Here is a 22,161-nt window from a genome sequence, read left to right as displayed (position 1 = left end):
AGGTGGCTTTGTTAAAAATTATTGTTTTGTTTCAGTCGGTTTTATTAAAAGAACAGGAATGGTAGTATACAGAGCCATTTCTTTTGATACACTTCTATGTAGGAAGCTTTCACCCAGAGCATGTTGTTTTTTAATCAACAAGATCAGTTGTACCTCCTGTTCTCTTGCGAATTTTAGAATTCCTTGTCTTTCAGATTTATTATCCACATAGAAATACGTTGCCTTGAGATTATCCAGTAACGCGTGTAGAGCATACTGCTGTGTTATCATATGCGGATCATAATACTCTTCTTCTCGATAATCAACATTCACAACGAGCAATTCGGCTCCCAATTTGTTTGTGAGTCCTTTAATTATATTAACCGGTATGGTTGCGGTAACTTCCTTAAAATCGCAAGCTAATGCCATTCGCTTTATGGGTTTAAACGAAATCGAAGCAGGGATTACTAAAAGGGGAGTATCGCATGTAGCACAAAGTCTGGCGGTATTACTACCTAATAAAAGTCTGCTTAACCTTGATTTACCGGTCCGTCCCACCACGATCAGATCAATGGCTTCCCGGGCCTGGATCCGATTGATCCCTTCGATTAAGTTCCAGTGATCAATTTCGCAAACAATCTCAATAGATGGATCAATAGCCAGTAAACATAATTTGATTTCCGCTAATTTATGTGCAGCCTCATCTACAGTGGATTCATTAATGGCTTCAGGTAGTTGCGCGATATCGAAATAGCCATGCAATGCATCCAAACTATGATAAAGAATTATCCTGGAAGCTTCTACCCGTGAAGCAAAAGCGGTAGCGTATTTAGCTGCATTCAGCGCCGACTCGGAAAAGTCGATCGCTACAAGAAAAGTTCTCATAAAGCCAATTTTTAACGTTCGGCAATTATGTTTCGGGCTTTTGCAAAAAGATAAATACGAAAAACACCCGCCAATATAAAGCCAACACCTGTTAATGCCATCAAATCCGTCATTTCTATCGAATTGTTCCTCAACAGTAGTTGCAACACGAAACCAATTGATATAATTGCTACCATCACGAGCCACCAGTTAACGGGTTTCCTTCTCCATATGCTAACTGTATTCTGAATGATTATAATCAGTTTAACCAATAACATACCGCCCATAAAAGGTGGTAAAAGAACCATCAATAGCCAGGGATTAAAGAACACATAACCGGCAATTGCAATGTCCAGAACACCGCCCAATACGAACGAAGGCCAGTCGGGAATCATCTTACGACTGAACAGTGAAAAAGATATCTCAAAAACGCCGGCTGTTAAAGCCAGGATGATAAAAACGATAGAAATATATCTATAGGAGATTATCGGACTCAAAAAGACCCATACGCCAAGCCCGATAAGTACTAAGCCGGCTGCCAGTAATAGCCAGGCGTAATATCGTTTATTTGTTAATGTTGTACGGATTGACATGATCTTAAGGATTAGCGTATTTCTTAAGAGACTTTTCCATTAGAAGGTTTTTTATTGCTCTTATATGATTCTTTCAATACATCTTGAAGCAAGTATAGGTAACCCAGTTCAATTTTATTCCGATGACCGTAGGCCGAGACTATTTTATTGGCAGAACTGAAAATTGCTTCAGCTAACTTTTGATCAATGAACGATGGGTGATCGTCTACAAAACTACTAAACCGTTTGAAGGCGGATGAAGCTGTTGGCCTGCTATCGAATAGCCAATCAAACACCGCCTGAATCTGATAAGCGGCATCATAACCGTACTCGTCCAAAGAGGGTTCAAAATCGAGCCACGCTTCCTGTACCAGGCCTTTAACGGCCTCTACCTCCTTATCCGTTATATCGCGGTCACAGTAGGTAAGGCTATAAAAGAGAAAGGCCAGGTTCTCATAAAATTTTGTCCAAAGTTGAGGTGTGCGTATCATGTTTTCTATTGTTTAGTATAAAGTTATTTATAGGAAAGAAATCTTACTATGATCGAAAACAGGTCTGGTCATGATAGGAATCATCCTCATTTTGCCCATACCATTTTGCTTCCGCTTTCGCTATGTATTCGATTCCTTGCAACAAGGCGTCTGCTGTGAAAGAGATACTGTTGATGCCCTTTCGGACTAAAAAATCTGAAAATTCAGGATAGTCACTCGGTGCCTGACCGCAAAGCCCCACCTTATGGTTATGGGCTCGCGCAGTTTTAATCAATTGCTCTAGCAGGCTTAGCACTGCCATGTCCTTTTCGTTAAATAGATTACTTACATCTGCGGAATCGCGATCAACACCCAAAGTTAGCTGCGTTAAATCATTAGAACCGATCGAAAAGCCATCGAATACGGAAGCGAATCCTTCGGCCAAAATGATATTAGAAGGAATCTCAGCCATCACATAAATTTCGAGTTGCTTTTCGCCCTGCACAAGTCCATAACCTCTCATTATCTCTAGCACTTTTTTACCTTCATCTACCGTCCGGCAAAATGGGATCATCACTTTTACGTTATCGAGCCCCATTTCTACTCGTACGCGTTTTACGGCTTGACATTCAAGGCCAAACGCCTCCTTATATTTTGGATGATAATAGCGGGAAGCTCCACGAAAGCCAAGCATCGGGTTCTCTTCCTTTGGCTCAAATTCTTCTCCACCGATCAATTTAGCATACTCGTTACTTTTAAAATCACTCATTCTTACAATAACATCTTTCGGATAAAAAGCAGCTGCAACCATGGCAATGGCCCCTGAAAGTTTATTAATAAAATATTTTCGCTTGTCGGGAAAGTGCTTTGTTAGCGAATCGATTTTATGTTTCACGTTCTTATCTGCAAGTTCATCATATTTTATTAGTGCCATTGGATGGATTTGGATGCTGTTATTGATGATAAATTCCATCCGTAAGAGACCAACCCCTTCGTTGGGATATCGGCTAAGGTCAAGCGCTCTGTCTGGATCGGCCAGTATCAACATGGGAGCCGTTCGAGTTTTAGTTAAGTGTTCCAAGCTGGTTTCCTTAACTTCCCAACGGAGACGACCGTCGTAAATATATCCGCTATCACCTTGCGCACAGTCTACCGTTATCAATTGTCCATCCTTTAGTATTTCAGTTGCATTGTGCGTTCCCACTACGGCTGTAATACCTAATTCCCTTGCCACAATGGAAGCATGACTGGTTCGACCTCCTTTATTCGTAACAATGCTAATCGCTTTTTTTAAGAGCACATTCCAGTCCGGGTTAGTTATATCTGACACGATGATATCGCCTTGCTTAACTTTGTCTGCATCCGCCAACGAATGTACCAAACAAACACGGCCGCTGACAATCGCCTTCCCTACTGCCCTTCCCGAACAAAGAGGAACCGCTCTGTCCTGTAACTTATAGGTAGTAAGCGTCACTTCTTTCTTACGCCCGTGAACGGTTTCGGGGCGTGCCTGTACGATAAACAGCTCATTGGTTTCGCCATCTTTAGCCCATTCAATATCCATAGGCATGCCATAGTGCTGCTCAATCAGATAACACCAATAGGCAAGTTTCATGGCTTCGTCTTCATCTAAAACAAATCGCTCTCTTAAATCTATTGGTGTTTTGACATTTACCGTTGATTTGCTCATTGATACTTCTTCTCGCAATATCAAGGTATTCTCTTTCCTGCCCAACTTGGTTTGAATGAGACTATATTGTTGGCGGATGACAGCCGGTTTAAAAAGATAAAACTCATCTGGGCTTACAGCTCCTTGTACTACATTTTCACCTAAACCCCAGGATCCGGTTAGGTAAATGATATTTTCGTGCCCCGTTTCTGGATCTACGGTAAAAGCAACCCCCGCGGCTCCACGATCGCTTCTTACCATTATTTGGACACCAATACTTAACAAAACCTGCATATGGTCGAAACCATGATCCAAGCGATATTTAATAGCACGATCATTAAACAAAGAGATATAGCAACGATGACAGGCTATTAAAAGTTCCTGCTCTCCCTTCACATTCAAAAAAGAATCGTGTTGACCTGCAAAACTGGCTTCCGGAAGATCTTCTGAAGTTGCACTGCTTCTCACAACAACTGTTACAGGATCTTTAGTCCCCTTAGCGAGTTCCCGATATGAAGCCAGTACCATTTGTTTCCAATCATCTGGTAATACCGCATGTTTTATCAAATTCCGACACTCCTTCCCTATCTTTTCCAGGTTCGTAAGCTCTTTCGAATCAAGACTTTTCAATACCATTTTCAGCTTTTCCTCCAGCTGATTGAATTTCAGAAAATACCGATAGGCGTTAGCAACAATCGCAAAACCCGCAGGAACTTGCACGCCGAGATTTTGTAATTGATTAATCATTTCTCCTAACGACGCGTTTTTACCACCTACTAAGGCTACATCACTTGCACGGAGTTTAAAAAATGGAATAATATATTGATTGGTTTCCATGGTTATTTAATTAGTTTTCCGATAATTTTCTTCGCATTACCCGATGATAGTTTGCTAAAAACTGATGATCGATTCATTTTTGATGATGATCATGGCTCTTTCAAAAGATATCCCTCGCTATTATTTTCGAATTATTAAAACAGGCAATTCAGCGGATGCGGCCAACTCTTTTGAGACACTTGAGCTGGTAATACGCTCTAGCAAGGAGTGCTGTTTGGCTACCACAACAATCATCTGCGCATCAAACTGATCGGCATAATCCAAAAGTCCTTTGCTAACGTCATTCCCTTCTATATATTGAATGGATGGATCTAACTCTTCAAACAAATCATAAAATGTATGTTGTTCGTATGCTTCGCGATCATCCAAAGGTACTTTCGCATTTTTCCCCACGTTAACGACCATCAGTTGTGCCTGAAAGCTCTTTATCAGTTGAATTAGTTTGGCGATCGGTACAGTGTCTGCCACGTTTTTCAGATCGCAGCCCATTACAATCTTCCTAATCGCTTTAAATTTTGCTTGCGGTGGAACCACCAGTATGGGCGAATGGGTCGTTTTCATGAGCTTCTTCGTACTGCTTCCTACCAGCAATTTCTTCAATACATCTCTTTCAGAACCGATTATTATAAGTTTGGCCTCGCATGTTTCAACAAGATTTGCAAGCCCTGTTTCTAAAGGTCGGGAATCGGCTTTCGTTAAAATCAAGGTATTTTCGGGTGCTAGTGGCAATAGGCTTTCTCGTAACTCACTCAAAAACACCTCCATACATTCTTGCATTTTTTCTTGAGATAACATCATGCTTTCCGGATTTTCCCTCGAAATTGGTAATAATTTATAAGCATGATAGAGAACCAAGTAACGCGCCTTAAGTTGCTTACACAACTGGGCGGCATATTGCGCAGCATTTGTCGCCGGTTGTGAAAAATCCGTTGCAGCTAATATTGTTTCCATAATCTAATTATTTTAGTTAAATTTAGTTACCGCCCATCGGAAGGACGATAATCGAAAACAGTTCTTCATATGATGTTGATCATTAATTAGCCTCCGAGTATTGTGCATTTTGTCTGTCGCGAATTATAGATCGTAGGGAGGTTCCCTATAAGTCTATTTATGAGGGTGATTAAAACAGCCGCTAACGATGATTGTTATCAATCTACATTATATGCGCAAACAAACAAGTGTTACTGAGAGGCGTAATAAATCAACAAAAGGGGAATACTTTCTTAAATATAAAATGAAAGAAGCAACGTGGTTTTTCAAAGAAAGGGCTGAGGTTCTTAAAACGCTTGACGTTGACGAACAAACCGGTCTCTCGAATGCAGAAGTTTTATTAAGACGGAACAAAACCGGCGTCAATGAGCTTCAAAAAGAAAAAAGAAAGACCGTTTTAAGACTCTTCTTTACGCAACTCCAAGATTGGTTAATTTATATCCTGTTTGCCGCCACCTTAATAACTGTTTTTGTTGGAGCGTATGTTGATGCCGTTATTATTCTATGCGTCATTATATTAAACGCACTATTAGGCGTATTCCAAGAGATTAAAGCAAGTAATGCCATTGAAGAACTTCAGAAGATTAGTCGACCGAGGGCAATTGTTAAAAGGGAAAATACAACAACGGAAATAGACGCAAAGGATCTTGTTCCCGGGGATGTTGTGATTCTGGAAGTAGGGCGAAGCGTCCCTGCTGACATTCGCTTATTGGAAACGATTGACCTCAAAATCGATGAATCGGCTATTACCGGCGAATCGGTGCTTAGCTTAAAAGACGCTTCCTTTATTACAGATGACCATCAAACACCACTTGGGGATCGCTATAATATGGCATATATGTCAACCTTAGTAAGTACGGGGCGAGGATTAGGCATCGTTACGGCCACTGGTATGAAAACGGAGATCGGAAAAATCGCCAATCTGATAACAGGTCAAGAAACTCATAAAACACCGCTCGAAAAGCGCCTTGAACATCTCGGAAAAACTCTTGGAAGAATTGCTATCTGCGTATGCTTGTTGATATTTGTGATTGCGATGGTTCAGGGGAGAAACTTACTGGATATGTTTCTTCTTTCTGTATCGTTGGCAGTAGCGTCAATTCCGGAAGGCTTAGCAGCTATTGTGGCAATTGTGCTTTCCATAGGCGTTACCAGGATGTCAAAACAAAACGCTATTATACGCAAGCTGTCAGCTGTTGAGACGTTGGGATCGGTAACTATCATCTGTTCAGATAAGACGGGAACACTCACTCAAAACCGTATGAAGGTAACTGATTATTGTCTTTCCAACGGTAAAGAAGGCGATCCTCTTTCCTTGGCCAAAGCCATGATTCTCTGTTCGGACGCCACGGTTGGTGATGGACAGGTTACAGGCGACCCAACCGAGATCGCCCTACTGCAATGGGGAGATGAGCTTCAGATAAATCGCAAATCGTTATACGAAAGCAACAAACGTATTGCAGAGTTACCCTTTGATTCGGACAGGAAATTGATGTCAACCGTGGTTGAAGAAAACGGGTCCTATACTGTATATACAAAAGGGGCACTAGATGAGCTTATGGAGAAATGTCGTTTTGTAGCAGAACGAGGGGAGAAAGAACTTTTGGATGATGAAAAAAAACAGTTTTATCGCGAATTCGCGGAAAACATGTCTAATCAATCATTGCGGGTGTTGAGCGCCGCCTATAAATCAATAGATTCGAATAAAGTTAAACCCGAAGATCTAGAACAAAACTTAATCTTATTGGGTTTTGTAGGCATGATTGACCCGCTAAGAGAAGAGGCGGTATTGTCAGTACAAAAAGCAAAAAGTGCGGGTATCATAACGGTCATGATTACCGGCGATCATAAAAAAACAGCTTTCGCCATTGCTCACCAGCTACGGATAGCTAATAAAATGGAAGAGGTTATTACCGGACAAGAAATTGACAGGCTTTCTGAGGAAGAATTTATCAAACAGGTTATGCAATACCGTGTGTTTGCTCGCGTTTCGCCGGAACATAAAGTTAAAATAGTCAATGCGCTGAAACGTTGTAAAAACATTGTCTCAATGACGGGCGACGGAGTCAATGATGCCCCTTCGTTGAGGGCGGCGGACATTGGAGTAGCGATGGGTATAACCGGAACAGATGTGGCTAAAAGTGCCGCCGACATGGTGTTAACAGATGACAACTATGCTACTATCATCACAGCTGTTGAGCAAGGCCGAAACATTTATAACAACATTAAGAAATCGGTTATCTTTTTTGCTTTCTTGCAATCTGGGCGAAGTTTTCACATTAGTCTTTAGCTTACTACTTGGTTGGCCAACCCCATTATTAGCAACGCAGCTATTGTGGGTTAATTTAATTACAGACTCGTTGCCTGCAGTTACTTTGGGGATGAACCCTTCCAATCCCGAAGTCATGAAAGCTAAACCAAGACGGCTTCGGGAAAGTTTCTTTTCCGGTGGTGCGACGACTCAAGTTTTTTGGGGCGGGTTGCTTATTGGCCTGAACGCCTTATTTGCCTTTTACTATGGCTTTTACATTAATGAAGCAAGCCCATTTAACAACGTTGAAGACGACGAAATTTTATCTTATGCCCAAACCATGGCATTTATCGTACTTGTTGGAAGTCAATTGCTTTATGCCTTATCCCTTAGAAGTAAACGAAAACATCTTTTCAGACTTAGCCTTCTTTTTAATAAATACCTTGTATATGCAATTATAACAGGTTTTATTCTACAATTGACTGCTATCATGATACCTTTTCTACGAGAAGCATTTCATCTAGAACTACTCAGTTGGACAGATTGGGCAGTTGCCTTACTATTCTCTTTTTTTCCGCTGTTGATTACCGAACTCGTTAAGATGCTACGGGTTCAGCAAGAGAAAAGCTAGCCAAAGAGAGATTTGATGGCCTACTTTAGGCCACCGGCATTAGTAAAATAGGCACGCGCTTATAAACTTCTGCACCCTCAGCCGGTTTATCAGAAAATAGATGAGCGAAGAAATGATGCTTACGATGTGCAATTGCCAACATTCCCTGGTCCTCCGAAGTCATCAATCGGTTGATGATCGTTTCCGCGTGGCCATGCTTACCAGCGTTGAATATACGTATACGTTGTTTAACCCGCGAAGATATGGTTTCCGTAAACAAAGATTCAATGACATCTTCGGTCAGATCCGGCAAACCTTCTGCACATACATGTAACATAGATAGTTTTACATGTAGCGGTTCCGAGAGCTTAGCTAACTCCATTACGATTTTAAAATCCGTGTACCTGAGATCAGTTACATAGAGTATATTTTTTAAACCCTCAAAAACGACCTGCTCTGGAATGATCAGGATGGGACAATTTATCTTATCGACAATTTCTCTTACCTTTTTACCAAATAAAAACCCTGTTGTGTTTTTACCGTCTGCCGCTCCCATTAAAATGAGTTCAATATGCAGATCCTTAACCAAGTTAAACATGGTCTCTGCAAAAACACCCCGCTCAACCAAGCTTGTAATTACCGGTTTGAAATCCGTAGCCACCCAATGACCTTTCAGATCCTCCTTAATTTTTTCCAATTCGGAAAAAGCCTGTGCATAATTAGCCGTTCTGTCGTCAATTATACAGGATAAGATCATATTGGATTTCAAGCTTTGCGCTAGTTTTAACGCGTATTGCAAAACATTGTCTTTTTTGTTCGCAACATCAATCATCAAGAGAATATTCTTCATGTTTAATTCATTTTACCTCGTTAATTTTTCCATTTGTACAATGGAGCATACCGAATTCAAATTTCCTTTACTTCTTCCGCTTTTTGAATGATTTGGATAACCGCCAAAGATGATTGCGCTCATTATATTGTGATATGTTTGGAACACCAACTAATGTCTACAATCATTTATTGTACTTATGAAGATCATAGTTTCCTCGCCTTTTATGTACTTACTTCGCGTTATACAGTTTATTCAAATAACTCTTAAAAATATTCTTATGGACACCATTTTAGTTCCGACCGACTTTTCGGAAAACTCCAAAGGAGGAATCCGTTTTGCCATTAACGTAGCAGCTTATACAGATACTCGTCTGCTATTTATCTATGTGGCACCGATTGTATATAAAACCGACCCGAACATGTCATACGAACATTTCGGTATCAATAAAGATGAGCAGTCGCTATCCTTAAAAAACTTTGTTGAGGCTTGTTACCAAGAAATGGGAGTTAAGCCCAAATTATACGACTGTACTGTTATCAGTGGGCTACGAGCAGATCTCGCCCTTCTACGGTTTTGCACTAAGAGTACAGACATCACTCACATTTCAATCAGTACACGGGGCGCTAGCGGACTAAGCAGACGCTTGGGCACAAATACCGGCAACCTTGTTACCAAATCCTGTATTCCGGTCTTTGTAGTCCCCACAAATTACCGGCCGACACCGTTAAAGAGCGTACTCTATGCTTCAGATCTGCAAGACTATAAAAGAGAAATACAAGAGGTTTTAACATTTGTTGAGCGGTTCAAAGCAAACTTAGATGTGCTACATTTGACGAGCACACCTGAAGACGTATCTACTGCCCCGTATACCAAATCAACAGCTTATCCGGTTGATTTTCACATTACAAAAAAAGATATACTTCAATCTTTCATTACACAATTATTGAAAGAAGTAGATCGCCTTAAGCCTTCCGTGCTGGTATTATTTACCCGGCAAAATCGGTCTTTCTTAGAAAAGTTGTTCCCGTCAATTTTAGCAGAGGAGTTGGCCTTTCATCCAAAGGTCCCTATGCTAATCTTTAGCAAGATAAAGGAAACAGCAGGTGAACCTATTTCGTAATTTTCAGTAATTAATAGATGCGCCTTTTAGCACCAACAACGGAATTTTTATTTGCTTCGCGATTTGTTTTGTATGACTTCTCTGCCATAGTTTAGCCAAGCCGCTTTCCGGTCTATGAACCATGGTTAAAACATCCACTTCGCCATTTTCTGATAGCCGTAAAATGCCGTCCTCAATGGTTTGGCCCGATAAATAGCGATAATAAATTCTATCATAGTTATTCTTACCGGCGACCTCCCGCAAGAAAGATTCAGTCTGTTGCTGATGCTGACCATCATTAGCGTCAGTAGTTACGTGACTGATCACTATTTCGGCATGAAATGGCTCGGCATATTTAGCCAATAATTCTATTAAGGCTATGTCGTTTGGACTTAGGTCGGTTGCAAAAGCAATTTTATTAATTTTCCGGTATTTAAAGTTATGTGGAATTAATAAAACAGGACAAGAAATGTGCCTGATAAAGTCCCTACTTTTACTTCCAAAAATAAACCGTTCGGCGTTACCCGCTCCATGCATTGCGGCCACAAGTAATATCGCTGCATTGCGTACTATTTCTTCGGCAATTTCTTGGTAAACCACGCCTTCTACTAAAGAAGACGTGACAGAAACCTTTTCCCCAGCATTGTTTTCTATAATTTGAAGCCTCAACTGTTGCTTCAAAAGGTTCATCTGCTGATTGGCTTTTTCTTTTACATCTTGATAATCAAGCACGGGCCATAGAATCTGGGTGTCTAAAAGTGTTTTATCTGCGACTTCCATTACGTGTACCAGATGTAAAGAGGCCTGCAGCGTTATCGCCATTTCTACGGCGTACAACGCAGCGTTATAAGCAGGTGCAGAAAAATCGGTAGGTACTAACACTGTTCTCATAACATATTTTTAGGGTAAAGTTCGTAAAGGTATCTTGCTCTGTCAGTGAAATCAATCATGCTTACCCATGATTGTCAACAGTATGGATCTCAAAGAAAGAAACTGCGTTCAAAAAGCCATTTAAACGGCCGTACTTTGTTACGATAAGTTAGTTTATATCGTTCAATACTGTGCGTTTATATGAAGGTGTAAAGGTATCAGTTGGTCTGCTTATGCTAGATGATACGTATCAATATCGCAGTTGATTGGAATCATATCTATCTTTTAACACAAGCGCTATCTTTCCGATAAAATTAGCAAGCAGCCCAGGCTGCAACGGTTCAAGATTTTGAATAAGATTTTAACCAATAAATGCTAAAGATTGCTACAAGAAAACCATCTAAAAAATAATGAAATGAAAACAACACTAATCATTCTGATGTTGGTTCACGGCACCATCCATCTCTTCGGTTATTCAAAAGTACTGATTGTTCTATCCCATCGGGCCTTTCAATCGAACCTACACCGACTCGGATGGCTGTTGAGCTGTCTCTTATTCCTCACAAGCGCAATCCTTCTGTACATTCATCAAAGTAGCTGGCAAATTCTGTGTTTTATTGCAATGTTCACCTCTCAACTTTTGATAATAAGCGCTTGGAAAGAAGCAAAATATGGTACGATTGGGAATCTCCTGTTATTTTTGATGATCCTGCTTTTGAACCGATTGGTCTAGCTCATTTCTATTTAGGATTGATCCGATCCTCTCCGAAAAAGCCTACCAGTATTCCGATAAACAACGGACAAAGAAATAGCGGTGATACCGATTAGAACGATACCCAGACCGGTCCAAGAGATGGTATTGAGAAAACCGATTACCTGCAAAAAACTCGCAGTAGCACTTGAAACAATTATTAAGGAAATCAGCATAATTGCTACACCCATTGCAAGCTGTAACCACCATCTTTGATAAGCGTACGCTCGAAGCAACAGGGCGAAACGCAATGCTGTAAAGCCCTTGTAAAATACCCAAATGCTGATTAAAGGTGTAAGTATAATCATCATAATCAATGGTGATAGCAACAAATATATCCCCATAGTAACATCGATGATTCCACCCACCAACATGGTCAACCACATCTTTATTATTTTTTGATGTTGTATGATGAATAGTATCTCAAGGACACCACTGACAATGATCAAAACGGAGAAGCTAAGGCTAATAAACAAATAGGATTGAAAAGGGCGCCATAAAGTTAAAAACCCTATTATTACCAATAAAATACCGGTGATTAAGATCCGCTTGTTAAGCTGTGTAGATTTTTTGATATCGCGTTCCATAATTTGACTTTTATGCAATAAAATTAGCCTTTATCGTGGCCAATATATATGACTGGTATTAGGGATTCTATTGATCGTTATCATAAGGGAGTTATAAGCTATTATGGAATTTTGTATTAAAAACATAGAGCTAATGCTTACGATTGATAATAAAAAGGCTGTATTGCTTCAGGCTTTTGGAGCAGCAGAAACAGTTACAGGTTCGAAACTACTCGTGCGTACGCCGTCACTCAACATTATGATTGATTGCGGTTTGTTTCAAGGATTGAAATCACTACGAGCTAAAAACTGGCAGTATCCACCTATTAATCCCAGTAAAATTGATGATTTACTTATCACCCATGCTCATCTTGACCACACGGGCTATATTCCACTACTTGTAAAATATGGATATAAGGGCAAAATTTACATGAGTGCTCCTACACGGGAGCTATGTGAAATCATCTTACGTGATAGTGCTAAATTACAGGAAGAAGATGCTTACAAAGCAAATGTGCATGGCTATACGAAGCACAAACTTGCTGAACCTTTGTATACAATTGCCGATGTGGAAGTGGCGCTAAAACAATTTGTAACAGTAGAACTCAACAAACTGTACCAACTAAATAACTACATAAATTTTCAGTTCTTTCCGGCTGGACATATACCGGGTGCTTGTTCAATTAAGCTCAACTGCTATGGTAAACACATTGTATTTTCGGGTGATCTAGGTCGCCGGCATACACCTTATCTTCCCTCTCCGCAAGCACCTGGAGAGGCAGATTATCTTGTTATGGAAGCCACTTATGGTGATCGGCTTCATGAAAACTCAGATGCGGGAGAACAGCTCACCGCGATGGTTCGGGAAGTAATCTCCCAAGGGGGCAACTTATTAATCCCCTGCTTCGCAGTAGGCCGGGCCCAAGAGCTCCTCCTTTTGCTATATCAATTGAAACAAGAACGAAAAATACCTAAAGAAATTCCTATCTTTCTAGATAGCCCTATGGCCTCCTTAGCCAACAAAGTATTACTGCACTATCCGGAGTGGACGACACTTGCCAATCGGCATTGGCAAAAAGTATTAAGCAGCATAACCATCAATAAGGATTTCAGTGGTACCGAGAGAATAATCAAACAAAAGGGCAGTAAAATCGTTCTTGCCGGAAGTGGTATGCTTACAGGAGGTCGGGCACTCGAGTACCTTAAACATTATCTTGGCGACGACCGGAATATTGTGCTGCTAATTGGCTTCCAAGCGGCCGGCACCCGGGGGAGAGCATTATTGAATGGCGCTTACGAAATAAAGATCCACGGCGGATATTATCCGGTAATTGCAAAGGTTCACGAAATTACCGGTCTGTCGGCCCATGCAGATCAACAGGAACTAATGGACTGGCTATACAGCAACAATAAAGCACCGATAAAATTATATCTGAATCATGGTGAACCCTGTGCTTTAGAGGCCTTACGTGTAAAGGTTAAGGATAAATTGCGATGGGATGTGACGATCCTAAAACAAGATCAATTAGAAGTATTATATGCAGTTTAAGCAAAAACAATTCGTAACCTTAATTGTCTTCAAAAATATCTATATTTACGAAAGCCACTGACAGCCCTTGAAACACACTTTCTAAAAATAACGCTCTATTCATGTAAGTGTTAATGGCTTTTATGATTGGTCAAACTATACGCTCATGAAAAAAATTGTTCTCATCGAAGATAATCAAGAGATTAGAGAAAGTATGGCTGAAATCTTGGATCTTGCCGGTTATAAAGTTTACACTGCGGAAAATGGAAAATTAGGGGCTTCCCTAGCTTTAGAATATCAACCAGATTTGATTATATGCGATATTATGATGCCTGTTTTGGATGGCTATGGTGTTATCCATTTATTGCACAAGCATATGCCTATGCATCATATTCCATTTATTTTCATTTCTGCGAAGACCGAACGAATGGATGTACGAAAAGGTATGGATCTGGGAGCCGATGATTACTTAACCAAACCTTTTGATGGAACAGAGCTTTTAAACGTGGTAGAAGCCCGGCTAAAAAAAAGTGAGTTTTTAAAAGAAAAATTGCAGCCTAACTTAAATGGCGTAAGTCAATTGATGCGCAGCTTAGGTGAACGAGATTACATGGAAGATCTTAAAGAAGGTCGTAATATCAATAGGTATAAAAAGAAACAGTTGATTTATTCAGAGGGGAATCAGCCCGCACGTTTATTCTATGTTTTGAAAGGCAAAGTAAAAACTTTCAAGCGAAATACAGACGGAAAGGAGCTTATTATAAACCTATATAAAGCGGGTGATTTTTTAGGTTACCGTGCCTTACTTGAAAACTGCGAGTATCGAGAATCTGCTGAAGCACTTGAAGATACAGAACTAGCACTTATACCTAAGTCTGATTTTGAGGAACTGTTGAACAGTAATTTTGCGGTGATGAGGAAGTTTATCAATATTTTAGCTGAAAACCTGGACATGAGCGAAAATCAATTACTGGCGGTAGCGTACAATTCCCTACGTAAAAAGGTGGCCGACTCCCTAATAACCTTATATGATAAATACAACGCGGAAAGGGCTTCCCCCTTTTATATTGATTTATCAAGGGAAAACCTTGCTTCCATCGCCGGTGTCGCTAAAGAATCATTGATCCGCACATTGGGCGATTTCAAACAAGAAAAGCTAATCACGATCGAGGACAATCGGATTTCCATTTTGAATTATGATAAATTAAGAAAAATGCACAATTAATTTTCTACCAAAACAGTTTCTAATAGGTTCGTTTATACCACTTGATTAATTCGTACCACAATACGCTAAAAAAACCTACGATTGCACTCAATAAGAGTTGCGCTATGGATAGGTTTTGAAAGCCAAAAAAGGAGCGCAGGGGCGGTATCGTTAAAAGCAATAAAACCACAAGGGCAGTAACCAATATAATCCAGGGAATTAGCACATTCCTGTACTTCAAAACCGCAATAAATGAGTAATAAAAAGAACGGTTCACCAAAGTTAATGTGATATTCGCCGTTATAAGTGTAAGAAAAACGATGGTACGAACGCCTGTCTCTCCCAACCCGGCATGGACACCAAACAAATAAATCCCCAGTATGCCAAGGGTAATCGCCAAACCTTGGATAATACTGGTGCCCAACTCTTTCCACGTAAAAAAGGTTTGTGTTAACGGGCGAGGTTTCCGCTGCATAGTATTCGGCTCCATGGGTTCATTTTCATAAGCAATGGAGCAAGTTGGCCCCATAATTAATTCTAAAAAGATAACATGTACAGGAGAAAAAATAGTCGGATATACCCACCCAAGCACCAACGGGACAAGCACAACCAGTATAATAGGAATGTGGATGGAAATAATATACTGTATTGCTTTTTTCAAGTTAGTATAAATCTTCCTTCCCATGGCGATTGCTGTGACCATTTTGGATAAGTCATCTTCCAGTAATATCAACGAGGCAGCTTCCTTTGCAATTTCGGAACCCTTTCTGCCCATGGCAATACCGATATGAGCCGCTCGTAAGGCCGGTCCATCGTTTACCCCATCACCTACCATACCAACAACCTCCCGGTTATTCTTTAGAATTTCCATTACTTTTAGTTTCGCTTCAGGAAACATGCGTGTAAAGATCTGATTGTCCATTACGGCCTTTGTTAACGCCGGTTCCTGTAATTGTAATAAATCGGCACCTGTGATATGCCGTTCTCGACCATTGAAGTTTATCTTCTCCGCAATTGCCAAAGTGGTTATCGCATTATCGCCTGTAATAAGTTTAACCTTAATTCCTGCATTGTAGAACTGTTTAAGCACCTCCTTGCTATTTCTTTTTGGCGGATCATAAAAGGCAATTAATCCAACAAATTCAAATAGCAATGATTGTTGCTTTTCCGGGAATTCATTTCCCGGAAAATGAGAAACGCCAACACCTAATAAGCGATAACCTTTAGACGCCAGACGCTCTATGGCACCTTCGAGTCTCAATTTGTCTTCATTAGTAAAATTGGCGATCGCATAAAAGGCCTCGGGTGCACCTTTGGCTGCTATAATACGCTGGCCTTGTTCGTTTTCAAACACATGCGTCATCATTGGTGGCACACCCTCTATTGGATATTCATATACCATATGAAATAACGGGCGTTCATCCAAATCAATCGCCTTCGCATACTGCTCATGCACTGCTTTTTCCATGGGATCAAACGGAACAATTTCACTGGCCCACATAGCCGCGGTTAACAGTTTCTTTGCGGATTCACCTAGCTTTTGGTCCTCTATACCATAGTATTTGTCTTCATCCCAAGTATACAGGTCTATCAAGCTCATTTTATTTTCCGTGAGTGTTCCTGTTTTATCCGTACATATCACAGTTGCACTTCCCAAAGCTTCCACAGTCTTCATCTGCTTAACTAACACGCCGTTCTTCATCAATCGCCATGCACCCAGGGCCATAAATGTAGTAAATGCAACCGGAATTTCTTCTGGTAAAATACTCATGGCTAAAGTCAAAGCCTTAAGTAGACTATCCAGAATGGTGAGCGATTTTAAATAATTTATAAACCAAACAAGCAAAAATACCGAAACGCCTACATAAGCCATTTTTCTTACAAATGATTCGACTTGCTTCTCTAGTGGTGTTTTTTCAACCGCTATATGGTCGATACTTTTTCCTATTTTGGCAAGTGTAGTTTGTTCCCCAACTGCTGTTACTAAGGCAACTGCAGAACCGCTTACCACGTTTGTTCCCTGAAAAACATAGGCATCATCTGCAGCTCCGTCCTTATAAACCGCTAAAGATTCACCGGTAAGAATGGATTCGTTTACAGAAAAATCATGTGCACGGAGTACTTTACCATCTGCAGCAATGGTATTCCCTTCTTCAACTATCAGGTAATCGCCCAGAACAAGTTCTTTACTGTCAATTATGACAACTCCATCGGAACGAATGACTTTGCTTTTGGGAGCTGTGATCTGTTTCAATTTCGCGATTGCCTTTCTACTTCTCGAATCCTGAAATATGGAAATGACACTGATAAGCACAATAGAAACTGACAGGAATATCGCATCTGCCTTCTCTCCACTCACAAAATATACGGCAGAAGCTAACAATAAAAGGAGTACCATCGGTTCTTTCAACAGTTGAATTACTATATGAATCAAGCCACGCTCCTTTTGTTGTTCAATACTATTTTCTCCCCCACGCTGTCGTTGCTCAACAACTTCAGTTGCTGTCAAACCACGAAAACCGTATTGGTTAGCATTTGTTTCTATTTCAGAATTTGTAGCATTCATAAATTAACTATTGAATCGAGTCTGTGTTTTCAACCATCACTCCGGTAGTAACGATCAATCTTACAAAAAACAAATATAGACTCGATAAGTTCATTAACGGATAATCAGCAGGGGAACCCGCGTTTTTGCAGCTAATTTCTTAGAAATACTTTCCTTGGTAATTCTTTCTATAAACGAATGTTTCTTCGCTATTACGATAATCATCTGCGCTTGATGATTTTCAGTATAGCTAAGAATTCCTTTATCAATATTTCTATTATCTATATAATGAATAGATGCATTAAAATCTTCGAACAAATCATAAAAGTCATATTGTTCGCGGATCATATCGGCATCAAAATGCTCTTCCTCTTTATGGTCTACATGCACTACCAGCAGCTGGGCGTTCAACTTCCCTATTAGATACTTAAGTTTTTCAATCGGTATGGTCTCAGCGACGTCTTCCAGATCACAACCGAGAACAATTTTATCAATTGGTTGAAAGGCAGCGTTGACCGGTACGACTAATAAAGGTAAGTGGCAATTTTTTAATAGGGACTTTGTACTGCTACCCACCAGCAGTTTCTCCCAGGTATTTTTACCAGACAACCCAATCACAACCAAATTGACGCCGTGTTCTACTGCTAGGTTATTGATTCCCTGTTCCATGTTTAGCGAGTTCGCTACTAGGGTAATTTTCGTATGCGGATCCAAGGTCTGTATAAATTCGCGTTTTAATTCGTCGAGCAGATCCAAACTACGTTCATGCAGTCGGCCATCAGACAGTGCAATGCTCTCTGGGATATCAGCAGTAGTAGGAAGCAGTTCATAAGAGTGGTATAATATTAGGTGTTTAGCTTCCAACTGGTTACTTAAATGTGCCGCATAAATAGCCGCGTGATTGGCAGCTTTTGAGAAGTCTGTTGCGATTAATAAAGTTTCCATAATGATCATTTTATTTCAAGCAAAGCTATGTAAGTTGTCAGGTATCCCGGATGATGAACGACATAATAGACTATGATTTTAATCATAATAGCTTTCTTCTCTTTTCAAGCAAAACGCCCCTTTTATCAATGTGACGATAATCATTTGTAAGGTTGAGGTAAATCATCCACGTGTTGAAGACAGCGGAGTACCTTTGATATCAAGATTAAACAGCAAAACTATGATACCAAAGACAATGAAGGCGGCCGTTCTACATGAGTTCGGCAAGCCACTCCAAATTGAGCAAGTTCCTGTAAAGCAGCCCAAAGAAAACCAAATTCTCGTAAAGGTTGTTACTTGTGGCGTATGCCATACCGATTTACACGCCTGTGAAGGTGACTGGCCGGTAAAACCGAAATTGCCTCTAATTCCAGGACACGAAGCTGTGGGTTATGTTGTCGCATTGGGCCCACTGGTATCAAATGTCAAAGAAGGCGATATCGTAGGCGTTCCATGGTTATTTAGTGCCTGTGGTTATTGCGAGTACTGCATTAGCGGCTGGGAAACACTTTGTGAAAGCCAACAGAACGGCGGGTATAGCGTAGACGGCGGATACGCAGAATATGTAGTGGCGGATGCAAGATATGTAGCCCATTTCCCGCCAAATATTAATTTTCTAGAAATTGCACCGATAACCTGCGCAGGCGTTACAGTATACAAAGGTTTAAAAGAGACAGATACCAAACCCGGTGAGTGGGTAGCCATTTCCGGAATAGGAGGCCTTGGTCACCTTGCTGTTCAATACGCTAAGGCAATGGGTTTACATGTAGCGGCTATTGATGTTGCCGATGATAAGTTGGCATTAGCAAAATCATTGGGCGCAGATATTACCGTCAATGCGACAGAAACAAACCCAGGTTCCTTTCTGAAACGGGCAACGGGAGGAATGCACGGTGTTCTTGTAACTGCCGTTTCGCCCATCGCCTTCAAACAAGGAATTGAAGCATTACGGCGAAAAGGTACAATCTCCTTGAATGGGCTTCCTCCGGGCAGTTTTGATCTGCCCATTTTTGACACCGTTCTTAATCGGTATACAGTACGAGGCTCAATTGTAGGTACTAGAAAAGACATGCAAGAAGCGATTGGCTTTGCCGTGGAAGGGAAAGTAAAAGCTTCTGTACATGCCGGCAAACTGGAAGATATCAACCAGATCTTTGACGATATGAGAAAAGGTAGCATCGAAGGTCGAGTGGTGCTTCAGATCGGAAGCCCTACCTTATAAATGATAAGCCCTATGAAAACCATGCTGCTCGCCCTGTTTTTAATAATAGGGCTCACCGCAAAAACGATTGCGATACAACAAACCATCTACTTAACGCTAGACGATGGCCCACTTCCTGAAAGTAAATGCATCGACAGTTTAGTTAGAGTAGAACGAATAGCCGTCAATATATTTGCCGTAGGAGCAAACTTATCCAGCAAGGAAGGACGTATAAATTACGCTCGTTATAAAAGTAATCCCCATATCAAAATCTTTAATCACAGTTACAGCCATGCAAATGGTCATTATCGAAAATACTATCGAGATACAGCGGCTGTGCTAAAGGACTTTCAGAAAAATGATTCGCTTCTTAATCCTTTTTCCTCCATTATCCGGATGCCGGGCAGAAATATGTGGCGAATAAACGGTCGAAGTAAAAATGACATAACAAACGGAATTGAAGCGGCCGATCATTTGGCAGCAAACGGATATACCATTATCGGCTGGGATATAGCATGGCTGCAGGACAGCATAACGAAAGAGCCAAGCATAGATGCACTAGGTTTAATGGAAGTAATTGAACATAGACTAAAGAGACGCAACACTTTTACCAAAGATCATTTAGTACTCCTCTTACATGACGAAATGTTTTGTTCGGCGATCATGGTAAATGAATTAAAAAAACTGATTGAAGAGATGAACAGGAAAAAATTAAGATTCGCCTACCTAGACAGCTATCCTTTAATTAACAAATAATCAGACCATGGACACGCAAGATATTGACCAATTATTAAAACATCAGAACGAACAACTGTCCAAATTACATCAGATTGTTAAGGAAACAATCGTTGACGAGCAGCTCATCATTCAAAATTTATCGAACCCACCACTGGAAACCCTCAGCAGAGGTCAGAAATTGTCCGATAAAGTGGCTCGCTTCGGTGGCAGCTGGTGGTTTATTATTGTCTTTATTTTAATGCTTACCGGCTGGATACTCATTAATACCCTTGCTTCCTCATTATATATCTTTGACCCGTACCCTTATATTCTTATGAATCTAATCCTCTCATGTGTGGCGGCCTTACAAGCCCCAATTATTATGATGAGCCAAAATAGACAGGAGGAGAAAGACAGGAAAAGAAGTGAGAATGATTACCTGATAAACCTGAAAGCCGAACTGCAAATTCGCAGTTTACACAAGAAAATGGATCTGTTGTTGGAAGGGGAACTAAAAACACTCTTTGAAGCCCAAAAACAACAGTTTGATTTACTTAAACATATAAGTGCAAAGTTAGCGGATCATACATCAAAGCTTTGATTTGTAAAGTGAGATATGGGATCGATACAACAGACAATTCACATTAAATGGTTATAATATGAACACAGCGAATAAAACAAATGTACTTTTGAAGACGTTGAGCATGAAGGATTGCAATGAGATATTTTGCATTTCTAGAGAAGGCATTGTAACTGGTAATTTTTTACAAGATCTTCAATTAAATGAAAACAGCCCGATCGAATTTACCCAAAGATTGTTGTGGCTTAGTAAAGGCCTTTATACGATTCGCTTGGACTACGATCCTAAAAAAATTGTTGGCTATACCCTATTTTATCGGCTAAACGTTGCCTTCTTTCGCAGCCTTTGTATTTTATCTGATTTTTATCGCCCCGCTATTATATCGCAGGTTCATGAACAAATGAGTGAACTGGGCAAATTCTGTTATGGTATTACAACTTGCATAAGTAAACGGAATCCACTATCGAATTCGGATATGGGGTTCTCAATGCAATTAATTCCCAGAACTTTTACAAGATAATTTAGTAAAAACATACCGTCCTTGTCAAAAATTTCATTTCCATTCACATACAGTAATGTAAATTTTTGGCATGGTAAGCTCCATTCGGCCTATTCATCATACAGATCATGCTTGATGCCTTTTATTTCTTCATCACTTATGTCTTTATGCTTGATGGCCATAAGCGAAGTAAGTACCACTACTGCAAAAGGGTTCAGATTGTTTCTTAGAAAGTGCTCGTCCTGATTCAGTATTTGTAATAGTTGAATTTATATGTCAGCTCGGTCCCATTGTCTTTTGCCAGAACATCATCAAAGGTAAACTCATAAGAGTTGCCGATGGAGATACGATCACCATATTAGACGAAGATAATACGCAAACAAGAAATACCAATACTTCCGGACCTCCCTGGCTGTACATTTTGATTACACCTGAGGTACTGTTCTCATTTATTCGTTTCATATTTTCGTTTTATTTAACCCCAATCTTGAATAATCGTTCAAGATCGGGGCAAAAAAACTATTCCTTCGTAATTACGGCATC

General features: G+C 40.3%; 21 protein-coding genes. 10 read left to right on the top strand and 11 right to left on the bottom strand.

Annotation, left to right across the window (positions count from 1 at the left end; all coding sequences use genetic code 11):
• Positions 1–18 precede the first annotated feature (18 nt).
• The 5 genes from E0E36_RS07815 to E0E36_RS07795 form a co-directional block, all read right to left on the bottom strand.
• Entirely contained in the window at positions 19–864 is an 846-nt protein-coding gene (locus E0E36_RS07815; RefSeq protein WP_130855468.1) for a universal stress protein, read from the bottom strand.
• Positions 865–875: 11 nt separating this feature from the next.
• The gene (locus E0E36_RS07810) at positions 876–1,436 is read right to left on the bottom strand and encodes an HdeD family acid-resistance protein (protein WP_130855467.1); all 561 of its coding nucleotides are present in this window, start codon (positions 1,434–1,436) and stop codon (positions 876–878) included.
• Between the two features lie 23 nt (positions 1,437–1,459).
• On the bottom strand, positions 1,460–1,906 hold the full coding sequence (locus tag E0E36_RS07805; RefSeq protein WP_130855466.1) for a tellurite resistance TerB family protein: 447 nt from the start codon (positions 1,904–1,906) through the stop codon (positions 1,460–1,462).
• A gap of 46 nt (positions 1,907–1,952) precedes the next feature.
• The gene (gene ppsA / locus E0E36_RS07800) at positions 1,953–4,391 is read right to left on the bottom strand and encodes a phosphoenolpyruvate synthase (protein WP_130855465.1); all 2,439 of its coding nucleotides are present in this window, start codon (positions 4,389–4,391) and stop codon (positions 1,953–1,955) included.
• Between the two features lie 120 nt (positions 4,392–4,511).
• Positions 4,512–5,342, bottom strand: coding sequence for a universal stress protein (locus E0E36_RS07795; RefSeq protein WP_130855464.1), 831 nt, complete (start codon positions 5,340–5,342; stop codon positions 4,512–4,514).
• Positions 5,343–5,553: 211 nt separating this feature from the next.
• On the opposite strand from E0E36_RS07795, the gene E0E36_RS07790 reads away from it, so the two are divergent.
• Positions 5,554–7,671: a cation-translocating P-type ATPase gene (locus tag E0E36_RS07790; protein ID WP_242627161.1), complete on the top strand. Its 2,118-nt coding sequence runs from the start codon at positions 5,554–5,556 to the stop codon at positions 7,669–7,671.
• The gene (locus E0E36_RS28005; RefSeq protein ID WP_242627160.1) at positions 7,556–8,263 is read left to right on the top strand and encodes a cation transporting ATPase C-terminal domain-containing protein; all 708 of its coding nucleotides are present in this window, start codon (positions 7,556–7,558) and stop codon (positions 8,261–8,263) included. The genes E0E36_RS07790 and E0E36_RS28005 overlap by 116 nt, the downstream gene beginning before the upstream one ends.
• Before the next feature lie 25 nt (positions 8,264–8,288).
• Here the strand turns inward: E0E36_RS28005 and E0E36_RS07785 are convergent, their stop codons facing one another.
• Positions 8,289–9,092, bottom strand: a complete 804-nt coding sequence (locus tag E0E36_RS07785) for a universal stress protein (protein ID WP_130855463.1) — start codon at positions 9,090–9,092, stop codon at positions 8,289–8,291.
• Positions 9,093–9,351: 259 nt separating this feature from the next.
• Between E0E36_RS07785 and E0E36_RS07780 the strand changes: the two genes are divergently transcribed.
• Positions 9,352–10,194: a universal stress protein gene (locus tag E0E36_RS07780; protein WP_165446936.1), complete on the top strand. Its 843-nt coding sequence runs from the start codon at positions 9,352–9,354 to the stop codon at positions 10,192–10,194.
• A gap of 3 nt (positions 10,195–10,197) precedes the next feature.
• Here the strand turns inward: E0E36_RS07780 and E0E36_RS07775 are convergent, their stop codons facing one another.
• Positions 10,198–11,064 (bottom strand): universal stress protein, encoded by an 867-nt coding sequence (locus tag E0E36_RS07775; protein ID WP_130855461.1) that lies wholly within the window; start codon positions 11,062–11,064, stop codon positions 10,198–10,200.
• Positions 11,065–11,458: 394 nt separating this feature from the next.
• Here E0E36_RS07775 and E0E36_RS07770 point away from each other — a divergent pair, with 394 nt between their 5' ends.
• On the top strand, positions 11,459–11,776 hold the full coding sequence (locus E0E36_RS07770) for a hypothetical protein (RefSeq protein WP_130855460.1): 318 nt from the start codon (positions 11,459–11,461) through the stop codon (positions 11,774–11,776).
• Between the two features lie 11 nt (positions 11,777–11,787).
• Here the strand turns inward: E0E36_RS07770 and E0E36_RS07765 are convergent, their stop codons facing one another.
• Positions 11,788–12,381 carry an HdeD family acid-resistance protein gene (locus E0E36_RS07765; RefSeq protein ID WP_130855459.1) on the bottom strand — a complete coding sequence of 198 codons (594 nt, stop codon included), beginning with the start codon at positions 12,379–12,381 and terminating at the stop codon, positions 11,788–11,790.
• A 133-nt stretch (positions 12,382–12,514) separates the two neighbouring features.
• Between E0E36_RS07765 and E0E36_RS07760 the strand changes: the two genes are divergently transcribed.
• Positions 12,515–13,909 (top strand): MBL fold metallo-hydrolase RNA specificity domain-containing protein, encoded by a 1,395-nt coding sequence (locus E0E36_RS07760; protein WP_130855458.1) that lies wholly within the window; start codon positions 12,515–12,517, stop codon positions 13,907–13,909.
• A 145-nt stretch (positions 13,910–14,054) separates the two neighbouring features.
• Positions 14,055–15,113 (top strand): response regulator, encoded by a 1,059-nt coding sequence (locus tag E0E36_RS07755; protein WP_130855457.1) that lies wholly within the window; start codon positions 14,055–14,057, stop codon positions 15,111–15,113.
• Between the two features lie 19 nt (positions 15,114–15,132).
• On the opposite strand, the gene E0E36_RS07750 is transcribed toward E0E36_RS07755, so the two are convergent.
• The gene (locus tag E0E36_RS07750) at positions 15,133–17,658 is read right to left on the bottom strand and encodes a cation-translocating P-type ATPase (protein WP_130855456.1); all 2,526 of its coding nucleotides are present in this window, start codon (positions 17,656–17,658) and stop codon (positions 15,133–15,135) included.
• Between the two features lie 93 nt (positions 17,659–17,751).
• Positions 17,752–18,582, bottom strand: coding sequence for a universal stress protein (locus tag E0E36_RS07745; RefSeq protein ID WP_165446935.1), 831 nt, complete (start codon positions 18,580–18,582; stop codon positions 17,752–17,754).
• Between the two features lie 220 nt (positions 18,583–18,802).
• Here E0E36_RS07745 and adhP point away from each other — a divergent pair, with 220 nt between their 5' ends.
• The 4 genes from adhP to E0E36_RS07725 are packed head-to-tail and all read left to right on the top strand — an operon-like array spanning position 18,803 to position 21,639.
• Positions 18,803–19,843 (top strand): alcohol dehydrogenase AdhP, encoded by a 1,041-nt coding sequence (gene adhP / locus E0E36_RS07740; RefSeq protein WP_130855454.1) that lies wholly within the window; start codon positions 18,803–18,805, stop codon positions 19,841–19,843.
• Positions 19,844–19,855: 12 nt separating this feature from the next.
• Entirely contained in the window at positions 19,856–20,578 is a 723-nt protein-coding gene (locus E0E36_RS07735; protein WP_130855453.1) for a polysaccharide deacetylase family protein, read from the top strand.
• A gap of 7 nt (positions 20,579–20,585) precedes the next feature.
• Positions 20,586–21,140 (top strand): DUF1003 domain-containing protein, encoded by a 555-nt coding sequence (locus tag E0E36_RS07730; protein WP_130855452.1) that lies wholly within the window; start codon positions 20,586–20,588, stop codon positions 21,138–21,140.
• A gap of 58 nt (positions 21,141–21,198) precedes the next feature.
• On the top strand, positions 21,199–21,639 hold the full coding sequence (locus E0E36_RS07725) for a hypothetical protein (RefSeq protein WP_130855451.1): 441 nt from the start codon (positions 21,199–21,201) through the stop codon (positions 21,637–21,639).
• Positions 21,640–21,894: 255 nt separating this feature from the next.
• Here the strand turns inward: E0E36_RS07725 and E0E36_RS07720 are convergent, their stop codons facing one another.
• Positions 21,895–22,080 carry a hypothetical protein gene (locus E0E36_RS07720; protein ID WP_130855450.1) on the bottom strand — a complete coding sequence of 62 codons (186 nt, stop codon included), beginning with the start codon at positions 22,078–22,080 and terminating at the stop codon, positions 21,895–21,897.
• Between the last annotated feature and the right edge of the window lie 81 nt (positions 22,081–22,161).

The organism is Olivibacter jilunii (assembly GCF_900607235.1).
Classification (GTDB): domain Bacteria; phylum Bacteroidota; class Bacteroidia; order Sphingobacteriales; family Sphingobacteriaceae; genus Olivibacter; species Olivibacter oleidegradans.
This window is presented reverse-complemented; position numbering and strand designations above follow the sequence as displayed.

Excerpts from the sequence above, each read along its gene's own strand:
- E0E36_RS07775 (WP_130855461.1), bottom strand. The coding sequence starts at position 11,064 with ATGAGAACAGTGTTAGTACCTACCGATTTTTCTGCACCTGCTTATAAC.
- E0E36_RS07795 (WP_130855464.1), bottom strand. The coding sequence starts at position 5,342 with ATGGAAACAATATTAGCTGCAACGGATTTTTCACAACCGGCGACAAAT.
- E0E36_RS07785 (WP_130855463.1), bottom strand. The coding sequence starts at position 9,092 with ATGAAGAATATTCTCTTGATGATTGATGTTGCGAACAAAAAAGACAAT.
- E0E36_RS07765 (WP_130855459.1), bottom strand. The coding sequence starts at position 12,381 with ATGGAACGCGATATCAAAAAATCTACACAGCTTAACAAGCGGATCTTA.
- E0E36_RS07735 (WP_130855453.1), top strand. The coding sequence starts at position 19,856 with ATGAAAACCATGCTGCTCGCCCTGTTTTTAATAATAGGGCTCACCGCA.
- E0E36_RS07725 (WP_130855451.1), top strand. The coding sequence starts at position 21,199 with ATGAACACAGCGAATAAAACAAATGTACTTTTGAAGACGTTGAGCATG.
- E0E36_RS07770 (WP_130855460.1), top strand. The coding sequence starts at position 11,459 with ATGAAAACAACACTAATCATTCTGATGTTGGTTCACGGCACCATCCAT.
- adhP (WP_130855454.1), top strand. The coding sequence starts at position 18,803 with ATGATACCAAAGACAATGAAGGCGGCCGTTCTACATGAGTTCGGCAAG.
- E0E36_RS07760 (WP_130855458.1), top strand. The coding sequence starts at position 12,515 with ATGCTTACGATTGATAATAAAAAGGCTGTATTGCTTCAGGCTTTTGGA.
- E0E36_RS07780 (WP_165446936.1), top strand. The coding sequence starts at position 9,352 with ATGGACACCATTTTAGTTCCGACCGACTTTTCGGAAAACTCCAAAGGA.
- E0E36_RS07810 (WP_130855467.1), bottom strand. The coding sequence starts at position 1,436 with ATGTCAATCCGTACAACATTAACAAATAAACGATATTACGCCTGGCTA.
- E0E36_RS07750 (WP_130855456.1), bottom strand. The coding sequence starts at position 17,658 with ATGAATGCTACAAATTCTGAAATAGAAACAAATGCTAACCAATACGGT.
- E0E36_RS28005 (WP_242627160.1), top strand. The coding sequence starts at position 7,556 with ATGCTACTATCATCACAGCTGTTGAGCAAGGCCGAAACATTTATAACA.
- E0E36_RS07805 (WP_130855466.1), bottom strand. The coding sequence starts at position 1,906 with ATGATACGCACACCTCAACTTTGGACAAAATTTTATGAGAACCTGGCC.
- E0E36_RS07720 (WP_130855450.1), bottom strand. The coding sequence starts at position 22,080 with ATGAAACGAATAAATGAGAACAGTACCTCAGGTGTAATCAAAATGTAC.
- E0E36_RS07755 (WP_130855457.1), top strand. The coding sequence starts at position 14,055 with ATGAAAAAAATTGTTCTCATCGAAGATAATCAAGAGATTAGAGAAAGT.
- E0E36_RS07790 (WP_242627161.1), top strand. The coding sequence starts at position 5,554 with ATGCGCAAACAAACAAGTGTTACTGAGAGGCGTAATAAATCAACAAAA.
- E0E36_RS07815 (WP_130855468.1), bottom strand. The coding sequence starts at position 864 with ATGAGAACTTTTCTTGTAGCGATCGACTTTTCCGAGTCGGCGCTGAAT.
- E0E36_RS07730 (WP_130855452.1), top strand. The coding sequence starts at position 20,586 with ATGGACACGCAAGATATTGACCAATTATTAAAACATCAGAACGAACAA.
- E0E36_RS07745 (WP_165446935.1), bottom strand. The coding sequence starts at position 18,582 with ATGGAAACTTTATTAATCGCAACAGACTTCTCAAAAGCTGCCAATCAC.
- ppsA (WP_130855465.1), bottom strand. The coding sequence starts at position 4,391 with ATGGAAACCAATCAATATATTATTCCATTTTTTAAACTCCGTGCAAGT.